The sequence below is a fragment of the Pseudomonas sp. genome, from assembly GCF_030147005.1.
In the GTDB taxonomy this organism is placed as follows: Bacteria; Pseudomonadota; Gammaproteobacteria; order Pseudomonadales; family Pseudomonadaceae; genus Aquipseudomonas.
The window spans coordinates 1-15,272 of sequence record NZ_JASLAW010000006.1; the positions used below are offsets into that span (position 1 = coordinate 1).

The following is a 15,272-nucleotide window of genomic DNA, read 5'->3' on the forward strand; positions in this document are numbered from 1 at the left end:
AGCTTGCTCCCGTTGGGGCGCGAAGCGGCCCCAAAAATGGGACTGCTACGCAGTCCAGCGGGAGCAAGCTCCCTCGCCACAGGTCGCAGGTTTTTCTGCTTTAGCGCTTAACTGACCGGCATTAGGGCTTGCCCGCGATCCGCCGCAGGCGGCCATTCACGCCTTGGGGATCAGGGCCCCAGGTACCTGGATAACCCGGCCTGCCAACCGATGCCCAGCCAATGCGGCCTGCTCGGGCGACCCACCGTTGAGCCGGCCGGCCAGATACGCCGCACTGAACGAATCCCCCGCCGCCGTGGTGTCCACCACCTTCTCCACCTTTAACGCCGGCACGGCAAAGCGTTCGCCTTCGCAGCGAATCAAGCACGCGTCGGCGCCGCGCTTGAGCACCACTTCGGCGATGTGCGGGTAGGCCGCAAACACCTGTTCGCTGTCTGCATAACCAAACAAAGCCCGCTCGTCATCTTCGGTGAGCAAGGCGATATCCACCGCAGCCAACACCCTGCGATACGCGGCACGCGCCGCCTCGACACTGGCCCACAGTCGCGGCCGGTAATTGTTGTCGAACACCACTTTGCCGCCGCGTCGACGCGTTTGCACCAGGCTTTCCAGCAAGCGTTCGCGGCCGACTTCGCCAAGTACCGCCAGGGTAATTCCGCTGAAATACACCAGGTCATAGCCCGGCAACGCTGCCAGGATCGGTTCGGCAGCCGGCGTGGTGAAGCAGTCGCGCACCGCCGCTTCGTTGCGCCAGTAAAGAAACCTGCGCTCGCCGCTGGCGTCGGTCTGGATGCAGTACAAACCGGGCAAACGCCCAGGCAAACGCTGGACCATGCCCAGCCCCAAGCCTTCTTCGGCCCATTGCTGGCACATGGCATCACTGAAGCTGTCATCGCCCAGGGCGGTGACATAGTCGACGGTGCCGACATTTCCCAACTCGCGGCGCAGGTACACGGCCGTGTTCAGGGTGTCGCCGCCGAAGCTCTGGTGCAGGCTGCCATCGGCGCGGTGTTGCAGTTCGATCATGCATTCGCCGATAAGGGCGATGCGCGGGTGGGTGTTCATGCCGAGGGTCTCCGGGGTGACTGAGGATATCTTCGCGAGCAATCCCACTGTAGGCGCTGGCTTGCCTGCGATGGCCGCGACGCGGTCTAGAAGCAGGTATGCAAGCTTTCGATCACCCGCAGCTGCTCATCCACCAGGCAACCCACCTGCCACTTGTCGAACGTCAGGCACGGGTGGGAAGTACCGAACGAAATAATGTCACCGATGCGCAGGTCAACCCCTGGCGCCACGCTCATGAACGCATGCTGGTCCATCACGGCGGTCACCTTGCACCCACTCACATCATCGCCCTGGGCCGGCACAATCCCGGCCTTGTAGCGCTTGAGCGGTACCGGCAAACCGGCGTCGTAAGCCACGTCGCGCTTGCCCAGGGCGATCACCGCAAAGCCCGGTTCCGGCAATGATTGCACATGGGCCCAGACTTCCAGCGCCGGGCGCAGGCCTTCGCTGAGGTCGCTGCGACGGTCGAGCACACAGCATTGCGCTTCTTTGTAGATGCCATGGTCGTGGGCCACGTAACTGCCGGGGCGCAACACGCTGAGGAAGCGCCCGGCGGCATTCTGTTGCTCGAACGATTCGGCGATCAGGTCATACCAGGCCGAACCCGATGCCGTCACGATAGGCGTGGGCAGGTCGAAATATGCGTTGTCTTGCAGGTCTACCGCCAGGCGCACCAGGCTGGCGGCGAACGCGCGAATGCCGCTGATCGCCTGATCGCCGTGAATCACGCCTTCGTAGCCTTCGATACCGGTGAGGGCCAGGGCCGGCTGGGCCTTGATCGCCTTCGCAAGCTCGCGCACCTGCTGCTCGCTGCGGCAACCGCAACGGCCACCGACCACGCCGTATTCGATCATCACGTTCAGGCGCAAGCCACGGGCAGCGAAGAACAGGCCCAGGTCGGCGACGTTGTCCGGGTGGTCGACCATGCAGTGGAAATCGAAATCCGCGTCGGCCAGCAGGTCGGCGATCAGCGCCATGTTCGGCGCGCCCACCAATTGGTTGGCCATCAGCACACGGCGCACGCCGCCGGCGTAGGCGGCGCGGGTCTGCACCGCAGTGGCCAGGGTGATGCCCCAGGCGCCCTGGGCGATCTGGCGCTGGAACAACGCCGGCATCATGCTGGTCTTGCCGTGGGGCGCCAACTGCGCGCCGCTGGCACTGACGAATGCCTGCATCCAGCGAATATTGTGTTCCAGGGCCTCGCGGTGCAGCACGAGGGCCGGCAGGCTGACGTCGCGGACCAGATGAGCGCCAACCGCGGCGGCGCCTTTTTCAACGGCATTGAAGGCAGACATGGGAGATTCCTATTCGTTGATGCGCCGGGCCAGGTTGTTGGCGCTGTCGATCAGCACCCGGCGATAGTCATGATAGTTTTTGCTCGCATCGGCCCGAGGGGCGACGATGCACAGCGTTGCAATGCTGATGCCCTGCGCGTCGCGCACCGGCGCGGCAAAGCAGTGGGTAAAGGTGTCGGCCACGCTGTCGAAGGAGAAGAACCCATCGAGGGTGGCCTGGCGGATCTGCGCCAGGAAGGTGTCCAATGGCAGGCGCAGGCCGTCCGGCATGATGAAATCGTCGGGGTCGATCAGGTCGACGATTTGCCGGTCGCTCAAATGCCCCAGCAACAGGCGCCCGGAGGCGGTCCAGGGAATCGGCGCGTTTTCGCCGATATCCGAGGAAATCCGAAAATGCCGCTCGCCTTCGCGCATCAGCGCCACCGTGTATTTACGCCCATTGAGCAGGCACATCTGCGCGGTTTCGTGGGTCCGGCTGACGATCTCCTGCAAGGCGTGGTCGGCCTCGCGGGTCAGGTCGAAGTGACGCAGGTGCGCCTGGCCGAGGAAATACAGCTGACGCCCGAGGTAGACGTGCCCGTCCTTGCCCACGGTTTCCAGGATGCGGCGTTCGAGCAGCGAGGCGACCAATTCGTAGACCGTGGACTTGGGGCTGCCGATGCCGCTGGCGATATCGTTCGGGCGCAGTGGCTGGCCGACTTCCTTGAGAAAATCGAGGATATCGAACGCACGGTCCAGGCCTTTGGCGCGGCGTTTGATGGTGTCTTCGGTCATGGCAGTTTCGGTCCCAAGTTGAATGAGGTCTCGTGCAGGAGCGAGCTTGCTCGCGAACAACTTCAGGACAACGCGTTCATTCAGAATGCCCGCGCCATCGTTGACCATCTTCGCGAGCAAGCTCGCTCCTGCAGGGGGGCAACATTTAGCCTTTTTTCTTGTAGGCCACGCAATCGATCTCAACCTTGCAATCGACCATCATGTTCGCCTGCACGCACGCCCGCGCGGGAGCGTGTTCCGGGGTGAAGTATTCGCCGAACACCTTGTTGAAACTCCAGAAATCCCGTGGGTCTTCCAGCCACACGCCGACCCGCACCACGTCTTTCAATTCGTAGCCGGCCTCTTCAAGGATCGCCACCACGTTGCGCATGGTCTGGCGGGTTTGCTCAATGATGCCGCCAGCGACGATTTCGCCGTCCACCGCCGGCACCTGGCCCGACACGTAGAGCCAACCGTCGGCTTCCACCGCGCGGGCGAAAGGACGCGGCTGGCCGCCGCCGGCGGTGCTGCCGGTACCGTAACGAGTAATGCTCATAAAAGTAGCTCCTGATTAAAAACGAATGTTCTTGAGAAATTCCGCCAGGCGCGGCGACTGCGGCCGTTCGAAGATGTCCTTGGACGAGCCCTGCTCTTCAATGCGCCCCTGGTTCATGAAGACGATTTTGTCCGACACTTCATAGGCAAAGCGCATTTCGTGGGTGACCAGCAGCATGGTCATGCCCTCCTCCGCCAGCCCCTTGATCACACTGAGCACTTCGCCCACCAGCTCCGGATCGAGGGCCGAGGTGACTTCGTCGAACAGCATCAGGCTGGGGTTCATCGCAATGGCCCGCGCAATCGCCACGCGCTGTTGCTGGCCGCCGGACAACTGGCCGGGAAAGTGATTGCGACGCTCCAGAAGTCCTACACGGTCGAGCCATTTTTCCGCAAGCGACACGGCTTCGTCCTTAGGCATTTTCTTAACCTTCAACAAACCCAGGGTCACATTCTGCAAGGCCGTCAAATGCGGGAACAGGTTGAACTGCTGGAACGCCATGCCGGTCATGGCGCGGTGCTGGGCGATCACCCGCTCGGGGTGACGCACGCGCTTGCCCGCCACGTCGCTGTAGCCGATGGACTCACCGTCCAGGGTAATCTGCCCGCCCTGGAATTCTTCCAGCAGGTTGACGCAACGCAACAGCGTGGTCTTGCCCGAGCCGCTGGAGCCGATCAAGGTCACCACATTGCCGCGCTGCATACTCAGGTCGACGCCCTTGAGCACTTCCACTGCCCCGTATTGCTTGCGCAGGCCACGAATGTTCAGCAGCGGTTCGGTTGTTTGAAGTTGATTCATGGCAAGGCCACCCGCTTTTCAATGTAGCGCCCGAATAACTCTATGGCGTAGTTGATGACAAAGAACATAAAGCCTGCGAACAGGTAAAACTCCAGGGTCATGAAGGTGCGCGCGATGACTTGCTGGGTGCTCAGCAGCAACTCGGCCACGCCGATCACCGAGAGCAAGGTCGAGGCCTTGACGATTTCCGTGGAGGAATTGACCCAGGTCGGCAGGATCTGCCGCAGTGCCTGGGGCAACAGCACGTAGCCCAGGGACTGGTAGAACGTCAGGCCGATCGCCCTGCCGGCTTCCAGTTGCCCACGGGGAATGGCCTGCAGCGCACCGCGCACAATTTCCGCGACGTGGGAGCCACAGAACAGCGTGAGCCCGACGGCGCCGGCCTGGAACGCGCTGATCTGCCAACCCAGCGCCGGCAGCATGTAGAAGCACGCCAACACCAGCACAAACACTGGTGTGCCGCGGATCAGGTCGACGTACAGACGAAACGGCGCACGCATCCAGAATTTGCCGTAAGTGAGCACCAGCCCGGCGAAGATGCCGATCAGGGTGCCGAAAATAATCGCCAGCGCCGAGCAATAGATGCTGGTCTGAAACCCTGCCCACAGCGTCTCCCGGGCAATCCACAATTCATGCAGCCAACTGGGGGATTCGTACATGGAAACCCTCCTTAACGACGGATCGCCAGACGCTGTTCCAGGTAACGGAGCAGCAGGGCGATGAGGTAACAGGCGGCCACGTAGAGCGCGGTCGTCACCAGCCAGGTTTCAATCACCCGGTAGCTTTCGACGTTGATCTTGCGGGCGTAATAGGTCAGCTCCGGCACCGCAATCGCAGCGGCCAGGGAGGTGTCCTTGAACAGCGAGATAAAGTTGTTCGACAGCGCCGGCAGCACGTTGCGCAGCATCACCGGCACGGTGATATACGCGCGGATACGCCACTCACCCAGGCCAATCGCGAGTCCCGCTTCGCGCAAGCCCTTGGGAATATTCAACAGCCCGGCACGGAACACTTCGGTCAGATAGGCCCCGGCATACAGCGACAAGGTGATGATGAACGAGGGGATTTTATCCAGGCGGATCCCCAGCGACGGCAAGGCGAAATAGATCAACAGGATCAACACCAGGATCGGCGTGTTGCGCACCACCGTCACGTACACCGAAGCAAAGATGCGCAACGCCCGGTGCCTGGACAGCATGGCAAACGCCATCAGCAGGCCGATCACGCAGCCGATGGCGATCGACAGCAAGGCCAACTGCAGGCCCAGGCCCAGGCCCGCCAGCAAGGTGTCGAAATCACGCCATACGGCGGCAAAGTTCAACTGATAGTTCATGGTCGGCAATACCTGAATGGGGCGCCGTCAAGCGCGCCCCGGTTGTTCCGGATCACTTGAATTCCACGGGAAAACCGATCGCCGGCTCCGGCAGGTCAACGCCGAACCATTGCTTGAACGAGGCCTTGTAGGTGGGGAACTCCACGCCGGTCATGGCTTCATGCAGCGCGGTATTGACGAAGTTCAGCCAGTCCTGGTCGCCACGCTTGACCGCGCACGCATAGGTCTGCGGGCTCCAGGCGTAGGTCGGGCTGCGGTAGCGGCCGGGGTTCTGCACCATCAGGTATTTGACTGAGGACTGATCGGTGGCGGCGGCATCGGCGCGGCCGGAGTTCACGGCCTGGTACATCAGGTCGACGCTGTCGTACTGGTCAACCTTGGCCTTGGGCAGCGCCTGGTGCACCAATTCTTCGGCATACACGTTTTGCAGCACGGCCACGGTGACGTCATCGCCAGCCGCCTGCAGGTCTTCGATTTCCTTGTACTTGCTGGCGTTCGGCAGCAGCAGGCCGACGCCTTCGCGGTAGTACGGCAGGGTGAAGGCCACTTGCTGCGCACGGCTGGCGGTGACGGTGATGAACTGGCAACTCATGTCGACTTTGTCGGTCAGCAGGTTGGGAATCCGCGCGTCGGAAGACTGCACCACAAACTCGACCTTGCTCGGGTCGTTGAACAAACCCTTGGCCACGATGCGGCCAATATCGATATCGAAGCCCTGCAACTTGCCATCCGCTCCCTGGAAGTGCCACGGCGCATTGGTACTGCCTGTACCCACGATCAGATGCCCACGCTTGAGCACATCGTCGAGCTTGCTGTCCGCCGCCTGCGCGAGGCTGGCAACGCACGCCGATGCGGCGAAGAGAAAAACACACGCTTTGAACACGGAAGGTCGGTGATGCATGACAAGCACTCCAGGAGATGTGTATTCCGCTATACCGGAACTTGGTATGTAACAACGGAATAGACAGCAGAAAGTGTGCCATAGCCACTGAAGGAAAAATATGCCGGAGAGAAAGTCTTTAAGGATCAGCAAGATAGTTGTGGAGGAGCACGGCGGCGTTGCGCCATCACTCAAGTGCTCTGCTACTCAATGCCCCATAACGGTGTTACTGCGCACCAACTTTTTACCGTTGGGCTAACCTGTAGAGCGAACAAGCCCTACATGGACGGACACCCTGATGAATTTGAAGCTCGGCCTGTTAATGCTGTGTTATCTGGTGGCCAGCAACGCCCTGGCGAGCAACGACCGCCGCGAGTGCAAGGAAGAACTGCGAAAACTCAAGGAAGCCTTCGACACCAACTACACCAGCCAGAATCACCATGGCTATCGTGAAGCCAAAGCGTCCCGTGACAATGAGGAATACCGAAAATGCGCGAGCCAGGCGCGCAAGGCCCGGGAGCGGCTGGAGCGTAAGCCGGACCTGTGAAGGTTGACAGTAGACGGGGCCGAGCCACCGGCCTAGCGTTGGCAACAACCAACGCCGCCGACAGGAGAACACCATGGGCGCAGCCACGCGAAAGATATCCAGCGCCGAGGACTTCCAGCGAGTACTGAATACACCGCGGCCCGTATTCATTCTGTTCGTTTCAGAGCACTGCCCGGCCTGCGCCAGCGCAACCCCTTTGTTCGAAAGCGTCGCCGGGCGCCATCCGTGGATAGTCAGCATGGTGCTCGATTGCGCCCATACCCCGAGGCACCCTGACGTCACGGGCACCCCGACGTTGTTGATCTACGAGCGTGGCGCCAGGGTGGAGCTGCACAAAGGTCTCGGCCCCGTGGAACAACAACAGCAGTTTGTGGACGGGCTGTTCAGTCGTTTTGACCGGAGCAAGGCTGCAAGACCACCTGCGTCACCCGCCGCTCTTCAACTGCAGCCACCGTCAATCGCCAGCCCTGATGCTCCAGACTATCGCCTACCACAGGCAGACGATCGAGCAGGCTCATGAGCAGGCCGGCCAGTGTTTGATAATCCTCGGTAGCCACGGCCTTGAAGCCGGTGCGCTGACCGACCTGGCTCAGGTTCAAGGCGCCGCTGGCGCGAAAACCGTCGCCTTCCTCGACAATATCCGGCCCCTCGATTTCGCTGGCGTCCGGCAATTCACCCGCGATGGACTCGAGGATGTCGGTCATGCTCAACACCCCCATGAAATCGCCGAATTCGTTGATCACAAAGGCGATGTGCGTGGATTCCTGACGCATCTGCTCCAGGGCGTTGAGGATCGAAAAGCTCTCCAGCAGATTGATCGCCCGGCGCGCCAAATGCTCCAGGTTCGGCTCGTTGCCGGCCAGGTACTCCTTGAGCAATTCCTTTTTATGCACGAACCCCAAGGGCTCATCGACCGCGCCGTTGCGAATCAACGGCAGGCGCGAGTAGGACGAATGCATCAGTTTCAGGCGAATACTCTCGGGATCGTCTGCCAAGTCAATACAGTCGACCTTGGCCCGTGGCGTCATCAACGTGCGGATCGGTCGTTCAGCCAGTTGCAGCACCCCGCTGATCATCACGCGCTCGCGTCGATCGAACAACGGGCCCTGCGCAGCATCCGTCTCGCCCAACAGATCAGCCACTTCTTCACCGACCTCCTCCACCGCCAGGCTGCGACCGCCGAGCAGGCGCATCACCGCGTGGGCGGTACGCTCACGCACCGGCAATACGCCTTGCGCCGACTTCCTGCGCCGCGAGCGGGCGATCTGGTTGAACACTTCAATCAGAATCGAGAAGCCGATGGCCGCGTACAGGTAACCTTTCGGAATATGAAAGCCCAGGCCTTCGGCAGTCAGCGCGAAGCCGATCATCATCAAAAAGCCCAGGCACAGCATGATCACCGTCGGGTGGGCATTGACGAAGCGGGTCAGCGGCTTGCTCGCCACGATCATCAGGCCGATGGACACAATCACCGCGATCATCATCACCGCCAGCTCATCGACCATGCCCACCGCGGTAATCACCGCATCCAGCGAGAACACCGCGTCAAGCACCACGATCTGCGCCACGATCGGCCAGAACATCGCATACGCCACGTTGCCCTTGTGCTGGGCCACGTGCCCTTCCAGGCGTTCATGCAGTTCCATGGTGGCCTTGAACAACAGGAACACACCGCCAAACAGCATGATCAGGTCACGCCCGGAGAAGCTCTTGTCGAACACCTCGAACAGCGGCTGGGTCAGGGTCACCAACCAGGAAATACTCGCCAGCAGGCCCAGGCGCATCAGCAAGGCCAGGGACAAACCGATCAGCCGCGCACGGTCGCGCTGCTCCGGCGGCAGTTTGTCCGCCAGGATTGCAATAAACACCAGGTTGTCGATGCCCAGCACCAGTTCCAGCACAATCAAGGTCGCAAGGCCGAGCCAGGCCGTTGGATCCGCTAACCATTCCATTTATAGAGTCTCTGTATTCAAGATGTTCAGAATGCCGGGCACGGCAATGCGCGGTCAGTGGACCGGGACAAGGTTAGTCGACGCAATAAGGGGTGTGTAAGCGGGAACAGCGGCAGCGAATGTCTTGAGGAAAGACGACTGGGGGGCTCCGAGAGGGTGTTCATGCACGTCCTGAGATAACAAAAGGACCTGAATCCTACAGCCCAAATAGGAATTTCCTACACTGCAAAACTATTACAAAACCTGTCGCCCTTGACCTGTACAAAACCAATGTGGGAGGAGCAAGCCCTTCCCACATTGGTTCATCCATGGTTTCAGGCGCGGGTTACCAGAACCGCTGCTGGGTGAGTCGGCTCCACCAGGTCAACAGTACTCGGTCCACCGAACCGCTGGCCGCCAGGCCTACACGCTCCTGCAGGCTCTTACGCTCGGCATAATGCAGGTGGAACACTTCGGCGGTTTTGGCCTTGGTGGCCAGGTATTCGTCGCTGGTCTGAAGCTCGTCGACCAATTGCTTGTCGAGGGCGGCAACACCCAACCACACTTCTCCGGTGGCCACCTCGTCAATCGCCAACTGCGGGCGATAACGCGAGACGAAGTTCTTGAACAACTGGTGGGTGATGTCCAGGTCTTCCTGGAACTTCTCGCGTCCCTTCTCGGTGTTTTCGCCAAACACGGTGAGGGTGCGTTTGTATTCGCCGGCGGTCAGCACTTCGAAGTCAATATCGTGTTTTTTCAGCAGGCGGTTGACGTTGGGCAACTGCGCAACCACGCCGATGGAGCCGAGGATGGCGAACGGGGCGCTGATGATCTTCTCGCCGATGCACGCCATCATATAGCCGCCGCTGGCTGCCACCTTGTCGATGCACACCGTCAACGGCACGCCCGCCTGGCGGATGCGCGCCAGTTGCGATGAGGCCAGGCCGTAGCTGTGCACCATGCCGCCGCCGCTTTCCAGGCGCAGCACCACTTCATCCTTGGGGGTGGCCAGGCTCAGCAGTGCGGTGATTTCATGGCGCAGGCTTTCGGTGGCCGAGGCCTTGATGTCACCGTCGAAATCCAGCACGAATACGCGTGGTTTGACCTCAGGCTTCTTCTTGCCCTGCTTTTTTTCGGCTTTGCTTTCGGATTTGCGCAGGGCCTTGAGCTGGTCCTTGTCGAGCAGGTTCGATTCCAGGCGCTCGCGCAGGCCCTTGTAGAAATCGTTCAGCTTGCTGACCTGCAACTGGCCGGCGGCTTTACGACGCCCTTTGCTGCGCAGGGCCGCGAAGCTGATCAGCACCACCAGAATAGCGACCACCAGGGTGACGGTCTTCGCCAGAAAGCTCGCGTATTCGGCCAAAAAATCCATATGTCTCCTTAAGAATGCACTGCGCCAGGCGCGGATGGCCCAGCATACCGGCGCCAATGCCTGCGGACCAGTGCCCCAACCGCCAGCAGCGCACCTCTAACAGGCTTTTAAAACAAGCGTATGTTTTTCCATTGACAGCTCGCGGGCATCCTCATAACCTCGCCAGACTTTCAACGTACCGGGAAAACGGACGTGGGCAGCATCTATCTGATTCGACATGGCCAAGCCTCCTTCGGTGCAGACGACTATGACGTTCTGTCGCCCGTCGGTATGGAACAAGCCCAGGTACTCGGTCGCCACCTGGCCGATTTGGGGCTGACGTTCGATCGTTGCCTGTCGGGTGATTTACGCCGCCAACAGCACACCGCCACCGCCGCGTTCGATCAATACAGCGCCCTAGGCTTGCCGGTTCCGCCCTTGGAAATCGACAGCGCGTTCAACGAATTCGACGGCGAGGCGATCATTCGCGGCCTGCTTCCCGATCTGCTCGGCGCCGAACCCGATGCCCTGCACATCCTGCGCAATGGCGCGCAGAACCGCAGTGAGTTCCAGCGCATCTTCGCCTTGATCATCGAGCGCTGGCTGGCCGGCACTTACGACCCACCGGGGCTGGAAAGCTGGCTGGGGTTTGTCGAGCGTGTTCAGGGCGGCTTGCAGCGCATCCTTGAAGCCGCCGACAACTCGCACAAGATCGCGGTGTTTACTTCCGGCGGCACCATCACCGCCCTGCTCCACCTGATTACCCGAATGCCGGTCGCCCGGGCGTTCGAATTGAACTGGCAAATTGTTAACACCTCGCTCAACCAGCTGAAATTCCGTGGTCGCGAGGTGGCGCTGGCTTCCTTCAATAGTCATGCCCACTTGCAACTGTTGAAGGCGCCGCAGCTCATCACTTTCCGATGAGCTGCGGCCAACCGTGACCCCCAAGGTCACTGGACTCCACCCAAAAGGATCGAAACCATGACTGACGTAGCTAAAGCCGTAGAAGCAATGAAAGCCAAATTCAACCCAAGCGCTGCCGAAGGCCTGGACCTGGTATTCGGTTTCCGTATCGACGACACCAAGAATTTCTCGCTGGTGGTCAAGGACAAGACCTGCTCGCTGCAGGAAGGCGAAAACCCGGACGCCCAAGTGACCCTGGTCATGGACAGCGAAACCCTGGAAGGCATCGTCGACGGTTCCACCGACGGCATGCAGGCCTTCATGGGCGGCAAACTGCGCACCGAAGGCGACATGATGCTGGCGATGAAGCTGAGCGAGCTGTTCCCGGCCTGATAACGCCGCGCTCAAAAAAATCCCGCCTTCCGGCGGGATTTTTCATTTCTGGCCCAAGCCTCGTTATCAACGCCCAGCAGCGGCTTCGACTTTTTTAAACTGCGCCACTTCTTCTGGCGAACCCGGGTTGCCGTATTCATTGAGGAACCGCCAATGGCCCGGTCTCATCTTGAATTCGCCGCTCTCCACGTCCCGGCCAACCGTCACCATGTATTGATTGCGACCTACCCGCACATAGACTTTATAAAAGTCCACAGGTTGATCTTCAGCCATAAAAAGACTGTACGCGTACCGCGCACGACGAGTCAGGTCGGGCCACTGCTGCTCCAACACAGTGCTATCGCGTCCGGAATTACCCATGGCATCGATTGCGTCTACGCTTGCCTGAACCAACGCATCATTTTCATCAATGCCCAGAACCAAAGGTTTGATCCGGGTCATTTTGCGTTTCTCGTCAGCTTCTGCACCCATCTCCTTTTCGTCATCCGTCAGCGTCACTGCGTCAAGACGGTACATGCCGTTCTTGACCCATTTAGTCGCATCGGTCGCAAAGCCGACATCGCATGCCAGGCACATTGCCCTCAGCTCCTGCGCACCGGCGCTGCCAACCGGCAGGCAGGCGAGCAACGCAGCGGCACTGACCAGCAATGCGCCCAGCAGGTTGGCAGGGCTTGAAACGATGGCGCGGTTTGCCATGATCTACATCCTTGTAAGGGTAAGGCCGGCGAATCTACCTGATTCAAGCCTTTTGGTGGCGGGATTTTTTGCCTGCAATGTCGCAAGCAATGCAGCTCCCACAGAAAAGCAAGTCAGTGGTGCGGCTTAGCTTTTCGGCTGCAGCAACAACGCCACCAACGCACTCCACCCCGTCTGATGCGACGCCCCCAGGCCACACCCGGTTTCGCCGTGGAAATACTCATGGAACAACACCAGATCGCGACTGGCCGGGTCCGCTTCCAATTGCGCATACCCCGCCATCGAAGGGCGCAGGCCATTTTCATCGCGTAGAAACAAGCGCGTGAGGCGCTGGCTGAGGCTGTTTGCCACTTCCTCAAGGGACGCCAGATAACCGCTGCCCGTGGGGTACTCCACCGAGAAGTTATCCGCGTAGTAGCGGTGAAACTCGCGCAGCGATTCGATCAGCATGTAGTTCACCGGCATCCACAACGGCCCGCGCCAATTGGAGTTGCCGCCGTACAAGCGTGAGTCGGACTCGCCGGGCTGGTAGCGCGCACACAGGGTGTCGCCGTTCATCTTCAGCGCCAGCGGCTGTTCGGCAAAGGCCTTGGATAACGAGCGCACGCCAAACGTCGACAGAAACTCATGGTCATCGAGCATGCGCCGCAGCAGGTCCTTGGTGCGCTCGCCACGCAGCAAGGCGAGCAACAGGCGGTTGCCCTGCCCCGGTTCGTTCCAGCGCGAGACCAGTTTGGCCAGGTCCGGCCGGTGTTTCATAAAACCCAGCAGTCGCTCACGCAGGCCTTGCAGCCCTTCGTGCTCGCGCTGCTCCAGCACCAACACGGCAAACAATGGCATCAGGCCGACGATGGAGCGCAGGCGCACCGGCTCGTTCTGGCCGTCCGGGCGGTGCAGCACATCGTAGAAGAACAGGTCCTGCTCATCCCACAAGCCTTCGGCGCTGTCGTCCACGCGGTTGATCGCGCCGGCGATGTACAGGAAGTGCTCGAAGAACTTCACCGCGATATCAACGTACACCCCATTGCGCTTGGCCAGTTCCAGGCCAATGCGCATCAGGTCCAGGGCATACGCCGCGACCCACGCGGTGCCGTCGGCCTGATCCAACTGGTAACCCGCCGGCAACGCAGCCGAGCGGTCGAACAAGGCAATATTGTCCAGGCCCAGGAACCCACCCTGGAACAGGTTGCGGCCCTCGGCGTCCTTGCGGTTGACCCACCAGGAAAAATTCAGCAGCAGCTTGTGGAAGATCCGCTCGAGAAAGTCCATGTCGCCCACGCCGGTCAGCGCCTTGTCCTGCTGATACACGCGCCAACTGGCCCAGGCGTGTACCGGCGGGTTGGCGTCGTCGAAACGCCATTCATACGCCGGCAGCTGGCCATTGGGGTGCATAAAGCGATCTTTAACCAGCAACAATAACTGTTGCTTGGCATACCCCGGATCAATCAGCGCCATTGCCACGGCCTGGAAGCCTTGGTCCCAGGACGCGTACCACGGGTATTCCCAGGTGTCGGGCATGGACAAAATGTCGAAATTGGACAAGTGCCGCCAATGGGTGTTGCGGATATGCAGGCGCTCGGGCGGTGGCGCGGGCTGGGCCGGGTCGCCGTCGAGCCACTGGTTGACGTCGAAATAGTACAGCTGCTTGGACCACAGCAATCCGGCCAGGGCCTGGCGCTGCACATTGCGCGCGTCAGCATCGGCAATGCCTTGCTGCAAGGCGGCGTAGAAGTCGTCCGCCTCTTGGCGGCGCAACTCGAACAGCTTGCGTGCATTGACCTCGGGCGCGTCCATCGGCGCAAATCGCAGGTACAGGGCTTTGCTCTCCTGGCCCGCCAGTTCGAGGCTGAAACGCGCGGCGACCTTGGTGCCCGTGTCGCGGCGAATTGCCGAGTCTGCACCGCCCACCACATAGTCGTTGATGCCATCCTTGAACGGCCCCGGCGCCGGTTGCCCATCGAGCTTGGGAAAGTTGCTTTCGTTTTCGCAGAACAGCCACTCCAGGCCGTCCTGGCCCCAGGCGCTGAGGTGACGGTCAGGCAGCTCATGATGCCGGGCCAGCACCCGCTCACCGTCCAGGCGCAACTGCGGCTTGGGCGCGTCATAGGTCCAGCTCCAGTCATTGCGCGCCCACAGTTGGGGCAACACCTGCACACGCGCCGGCTGGTCCGCGCGGTTGTGCACGGTGACGCGCATGAAAATATCGTCAGGCTGATGCTTGGCGTATTCGACCGTTACATCACAGTAGCGGTTGTCTTCGAATACACCGGTGTCGAGCACTTCGTACTCGGCATCCTCAAGCCCACGGCGGGCATTTTCGGCGAGCAGGTCGGCATAGGGAAAAGGCGCATGCGGGTATTTGTAGAGCATGCGCATATAGGCATGGCTGGGCACGCCGTCGACGAAAAAGTACAGTTCCTTGACGTCCTCCCCGTGATTGCCCTCGGCGTTGTCGAGGCCGAACAGGCGCTCCTTGAGGATCGCGTCACGCTCGTTCCACAGCGCCAAACCCAGGCACCAGCGTTGTGCCCTGTCGCTGAAACCGGCCAGGCCATCCTCGCCCCAACGGTAGGCGCGGCTGCGTGCATGTTCATGGGGGAAATAGGCCCAGGCGTCGCCGTCGGCGCTGTAGTCCTCGCGCACCGTGCCCCATTGGCGTTCACTCAAGTAAGGCCCCCACTCGCGCCAGCGCTCGGCATCCGCCGTCGCCAGGCGCTGGCCTTCGAGGGTGGCGAGTATCGGGTGTGTGGGTGTGGCCGTCATTGGGTCCT

At 60.8% G+C, this 15,272-nt stretch carries 15 protein-coding genes and 1 pseudogene; 4 read left to right on the forward strand and 12 right to left on the reverse strand.

All coding sequences use genetic code 11. The features are described 5' to 3' along the window. Positions 1-156 precede the first annotated feature (156 nt). The 8 genes from Q1V60_RS00340 to Q1V60_RS00375 all read right to left on the reverse strand — a co-directional run bounded on the left by Q1V60_RS00340 (position 157) and on the right by Q1V60_RS00375 (position 6,701). Entirely contained in the window at positions 157-1,065 is a 909-nt protein-coding gene (locus Q1V60_RS00340) for a sugar kinase (protein WP_300626685.1), read from the reverse strand. An 86-nt stretch (positions 1,066-1,151) separates the two neighbouring features. Next, complete coding sequence (locus Q1V60_RS00345) at positions 1,152-2,360, reverse strand: amino acid deaminase (protein ID WP_300626687.1); 1,209 nt, start codon at positions 2,358-2,360, stop codon at positions 1,152-1,154. A gap of 9 nt (positions 2,361-2,369) precedes the next feature. After that, positions 2,370-3,134, reverse strand: a complete 765-nt coding sequence (locus Q1V60_RS00350; RefSeq protein ID WP_300626689.1) for an IclR family transcriptional regulator — start codon at positions 3,132-3,134, stop codon at positions 2,370-2,372. A 145-nt stretch (positions 3,135-3,279) separates the two neighbouring features. Continuing rightward, positions 3,280-3,669 carry a RidA family protein gene (locus tag Q1V60_RS00355; RefSeq protein ID WP_300626695.1) on the reverse strand — a complete coding sequence of 130 codons (390 nt, stop codon included), beginning with the start codon at positions 3,667-3,669 and terminating at the stop codon, positions 3,280-3,282. Positions 3,670-3,684: 15 nt separating this feature from the next. Next, positions 3,685-4,467: an amino acid ABC transporter ATP-binding protein gene (locus Q1V60_RS00360; protein ID WP_300626696.1), complete on the reverse strand. Its 783-nt coding sequence runs from the start codon at positions 4,465-4,467 to the stop codon at positions 3,685-3,687. Beyond that, the gene (locus Q1V60_RS00365; protein ID WP_300626697.1) at positions 4,464-5,126 is read right to left on the reverse strand and encodes an amino acid ABC transporter permease; all 663 of its coding nucleotides are present in this window, start codon (positions 5,124-5,126) and stop codon (positions 4,464-4,466) included. The genes Q1V60_RS00360 and Q1V60_RS00365 overlap by 4 nt, the downstream gene beginning before the upstream one ends. Positions 5,127-5,137: 11 nt before the next feature. Next, positions 5,138-5,800: an amino acid ABC transporter permease gene (locus Q1V60_RS00370; protein WP_300626698.1), complete on the reverse strand. Its 663-nt coding sequence runs from the start codon at positions 5,798-5,800 to the stop codon at positions 5,138-5,140. 52 nt (positions 5,801-5,852) lie between these two features. Next, entirely contained in the window at positions 5,853-6,701 is an 849-nt protein-coding gene (locus Q1V60_RS00375; RefSeq protein WP_300626699.1) for a transporter substrate-binding domain-containing protein, read from the reverse strand. A 277-nt stretch (positions 6,702-6,978) separates the two neighbouring features. Here Q1V60_RS00375 and Q1V60_RS00380 point away from each other — a divergent pair, with 277 nt between their 5' ends. Both Q1V60_RS00380 and Q1V60_RS00385 read left to right on the forward strand, forming a co-directional pair. After that, positions 6,979-7,227, forward strand: coding sequence for a hypothetical protein (locus Q1V60_RS00380; RefSeq protein WP_300626700.1), 249 nt, complete (start codon positions 6,979-6,981; stop codon positions 7,225-7,227). A 73-nt stretch (positions 7,228-7,300) separates the two neighbouring features. After that, positions 7,301-7,585, forward strand: a pseudogene (locus Q1V60_RS00385) (thioredoxin family protein); the annotation flags it as partial. 25 nt (positions 7,586-7,610) lie between these two features. Here the strand turns inward: Q1V60_RS00385 and Q1V60_RS00390 are convergent. Next, positions 7,611-9,179, reverse strand: a complete 1,569-nt coding sequence (locus Q1V60_RS00390) for a TerC family protein (protein ID WP_300626701.1) — start codon at positions 9,177-9,179, stop codon at positions 7,611-7,613. 325 nt (positions 9,180-9,504) lie between these two features. Then, on the reverse strand, positions 9,505-10,530 hold the full coding sequence (sohB, locus tag Q1V60_RS00395) for a protease SohB (RefSeq protein ID WP_300626702.1): 1,026 nt from the start codon (positions 10,528-10,530) through the stop codon (positions 9,505-9,507). A gap of 192 nt (positions 10,531-10,722) precedes the next feature. Between sohB and Q1V60_RS00400 the strand changes: the two genes are divergently transcribed. Then, on the forward strand, positions 10,723-11,433 hold the full coding sequence (locus Q1V60_RS00400) for a histidine phosphatase family protein (protein WP_300626703.1): 711 nt from the start codon (positions 10,723-10,725) through the stop codon (positions 11,431-11,433). Positions 11,434-11,490: 57 nt separating this feature from the next. Continuing rightward, complete coding sequence (locus tag Q1V60_RS00405) at positions 11,491-11,805, forward strand: SCP2 sterol-binding domain-containing protein (RefSeq protein WP_057725078.1); 315 nt, start codon at positions 11,491-11,493, stop codon at positions 11,803-11,805. 66 nt (positions 11,806-11,871) lie between these two features. On the opposite strand, the gene Q1V60_RS00410 is transcribed toward Q1V60_RS00405, so the two are convergent. After that, complete coding sequence (locus Q1V60_RS00410) at positions 11,872-12,501, reverse strand: hypothetical protein (protein ID WP_057025081.1); 630 nt, start codon at positions 12,499-12,501, stop codon at positions 11,872-11,874. Positions 12,502-12,627: 126 nt separating this feature from the next. Further along, on the reverse strand, positions 12,628-15,264 hold the full coding sequence (locus Q1V60_RS00415) for a glucosidase (RefSeq protein ID WP_300626704.1): 2,637 nt from the start codon (positions 15,262-15,264) through the stop codon (positions 12,628-12,630). Positions 15,265-15,272: the final 8 nt, after the last annotated feature.

Coding starts and splice junctions, on each gene's coding strand:
- Q1V60_RS00340 (WP_300626685.1), bottom strand. CDS start 1,065: ATGAACACCCACCCGCGCATCGCCCTTATCGGCGAATGCATGATCGAA.
- Q1V60_RS00345 (WP_300626687.1), bottom strand. CDS start 2,360: ATGTCTGCCTTCAATGCCGTTGAAAAAGGCGCCGCCGCGGTTGGCGCT.
- Q1V60_RS00350 (WP_300626689.1), bottom strand. CDS start 3,134: ATGACCGAAGACACCATCAAACGCCGCGCCAAAGGCCTGGACCGTGCG.
- Q1V60_RS00355 (WP_300626695.1), bottom strand. CDS start 3,669: ATGAGCATTACTCGTTACGGTACCGGCAGCACCGCCGGCGGCGGCCAG.
- Q1V60_RS00360 (WP_300626696.1), bottom strand. CDS start 4,467: ATGAATCAACTTCAAACAACCGAACCGCTGCTGAACATTCGTGGCCTG.
- Q1V60_RS00365 (WP_300626697.1), bottom strand. CDS start 5,126: ATGTACGAATCCCCCAGTTGGCTGCATGAATTGTGGATTGCCCGGGAG.
- Q1V60_RS00370 (WP_300626698.1), bottom strand. CDS start 5,800: ATGAACTATCAGTTGAACTTTGCCGCCGTATGGCGTGATTTCGACACC.
- Q1V60_RS00375 (WP_300626699.1), bottom strand. CDS start 6,701: ATGCATCACCGACCTTCCGTGTTCAAAGCGTGTGTTTTTCTCTTCGCC.
- Q1V60_RS00380 (WP_300626700.1), top strand. CDS start 6,979: ATGAATTTGAAGCTCGGCCTGTTAATGCTGTGTTATCTGGTGGCCAGC.
- Q1V60_RS00390 (WP_300626701.1), bottom strand. CDS start 9,179: ATGGAATGGTTAGCGGATCCAACGGCCTGGCTCGGCCTTGCGACCTTG.
- sohB (WP_300626702.1), bottom strand. CDS start 10,530: ATGGATTTTTTGGCCGAATACGCGAGCTTTCTGGCGAAGACCGTCACC.
- Q1V60_RS00405 (WP_057725078.1), top strand. CDS start 11,491: ATGACTGACGTAGCTAAAGCCGTAGAAGCAATGAAAGCCAAATTCAAC.
- Q1V60_RS00410 (WP_057025081.1), bottom strand. CDS start 12,501: ATGGCAAACCGCGCCATCGTTTCAAGCCCTGCCAACCTGCTGGGCGCA.
- Q1V60_RS00415 (WP_300626704.1), bottom strand. CDS start 15,264: ATGACGGCCACACCCACACACCCGATACTCGCCACCCTCGAAGGCCAG.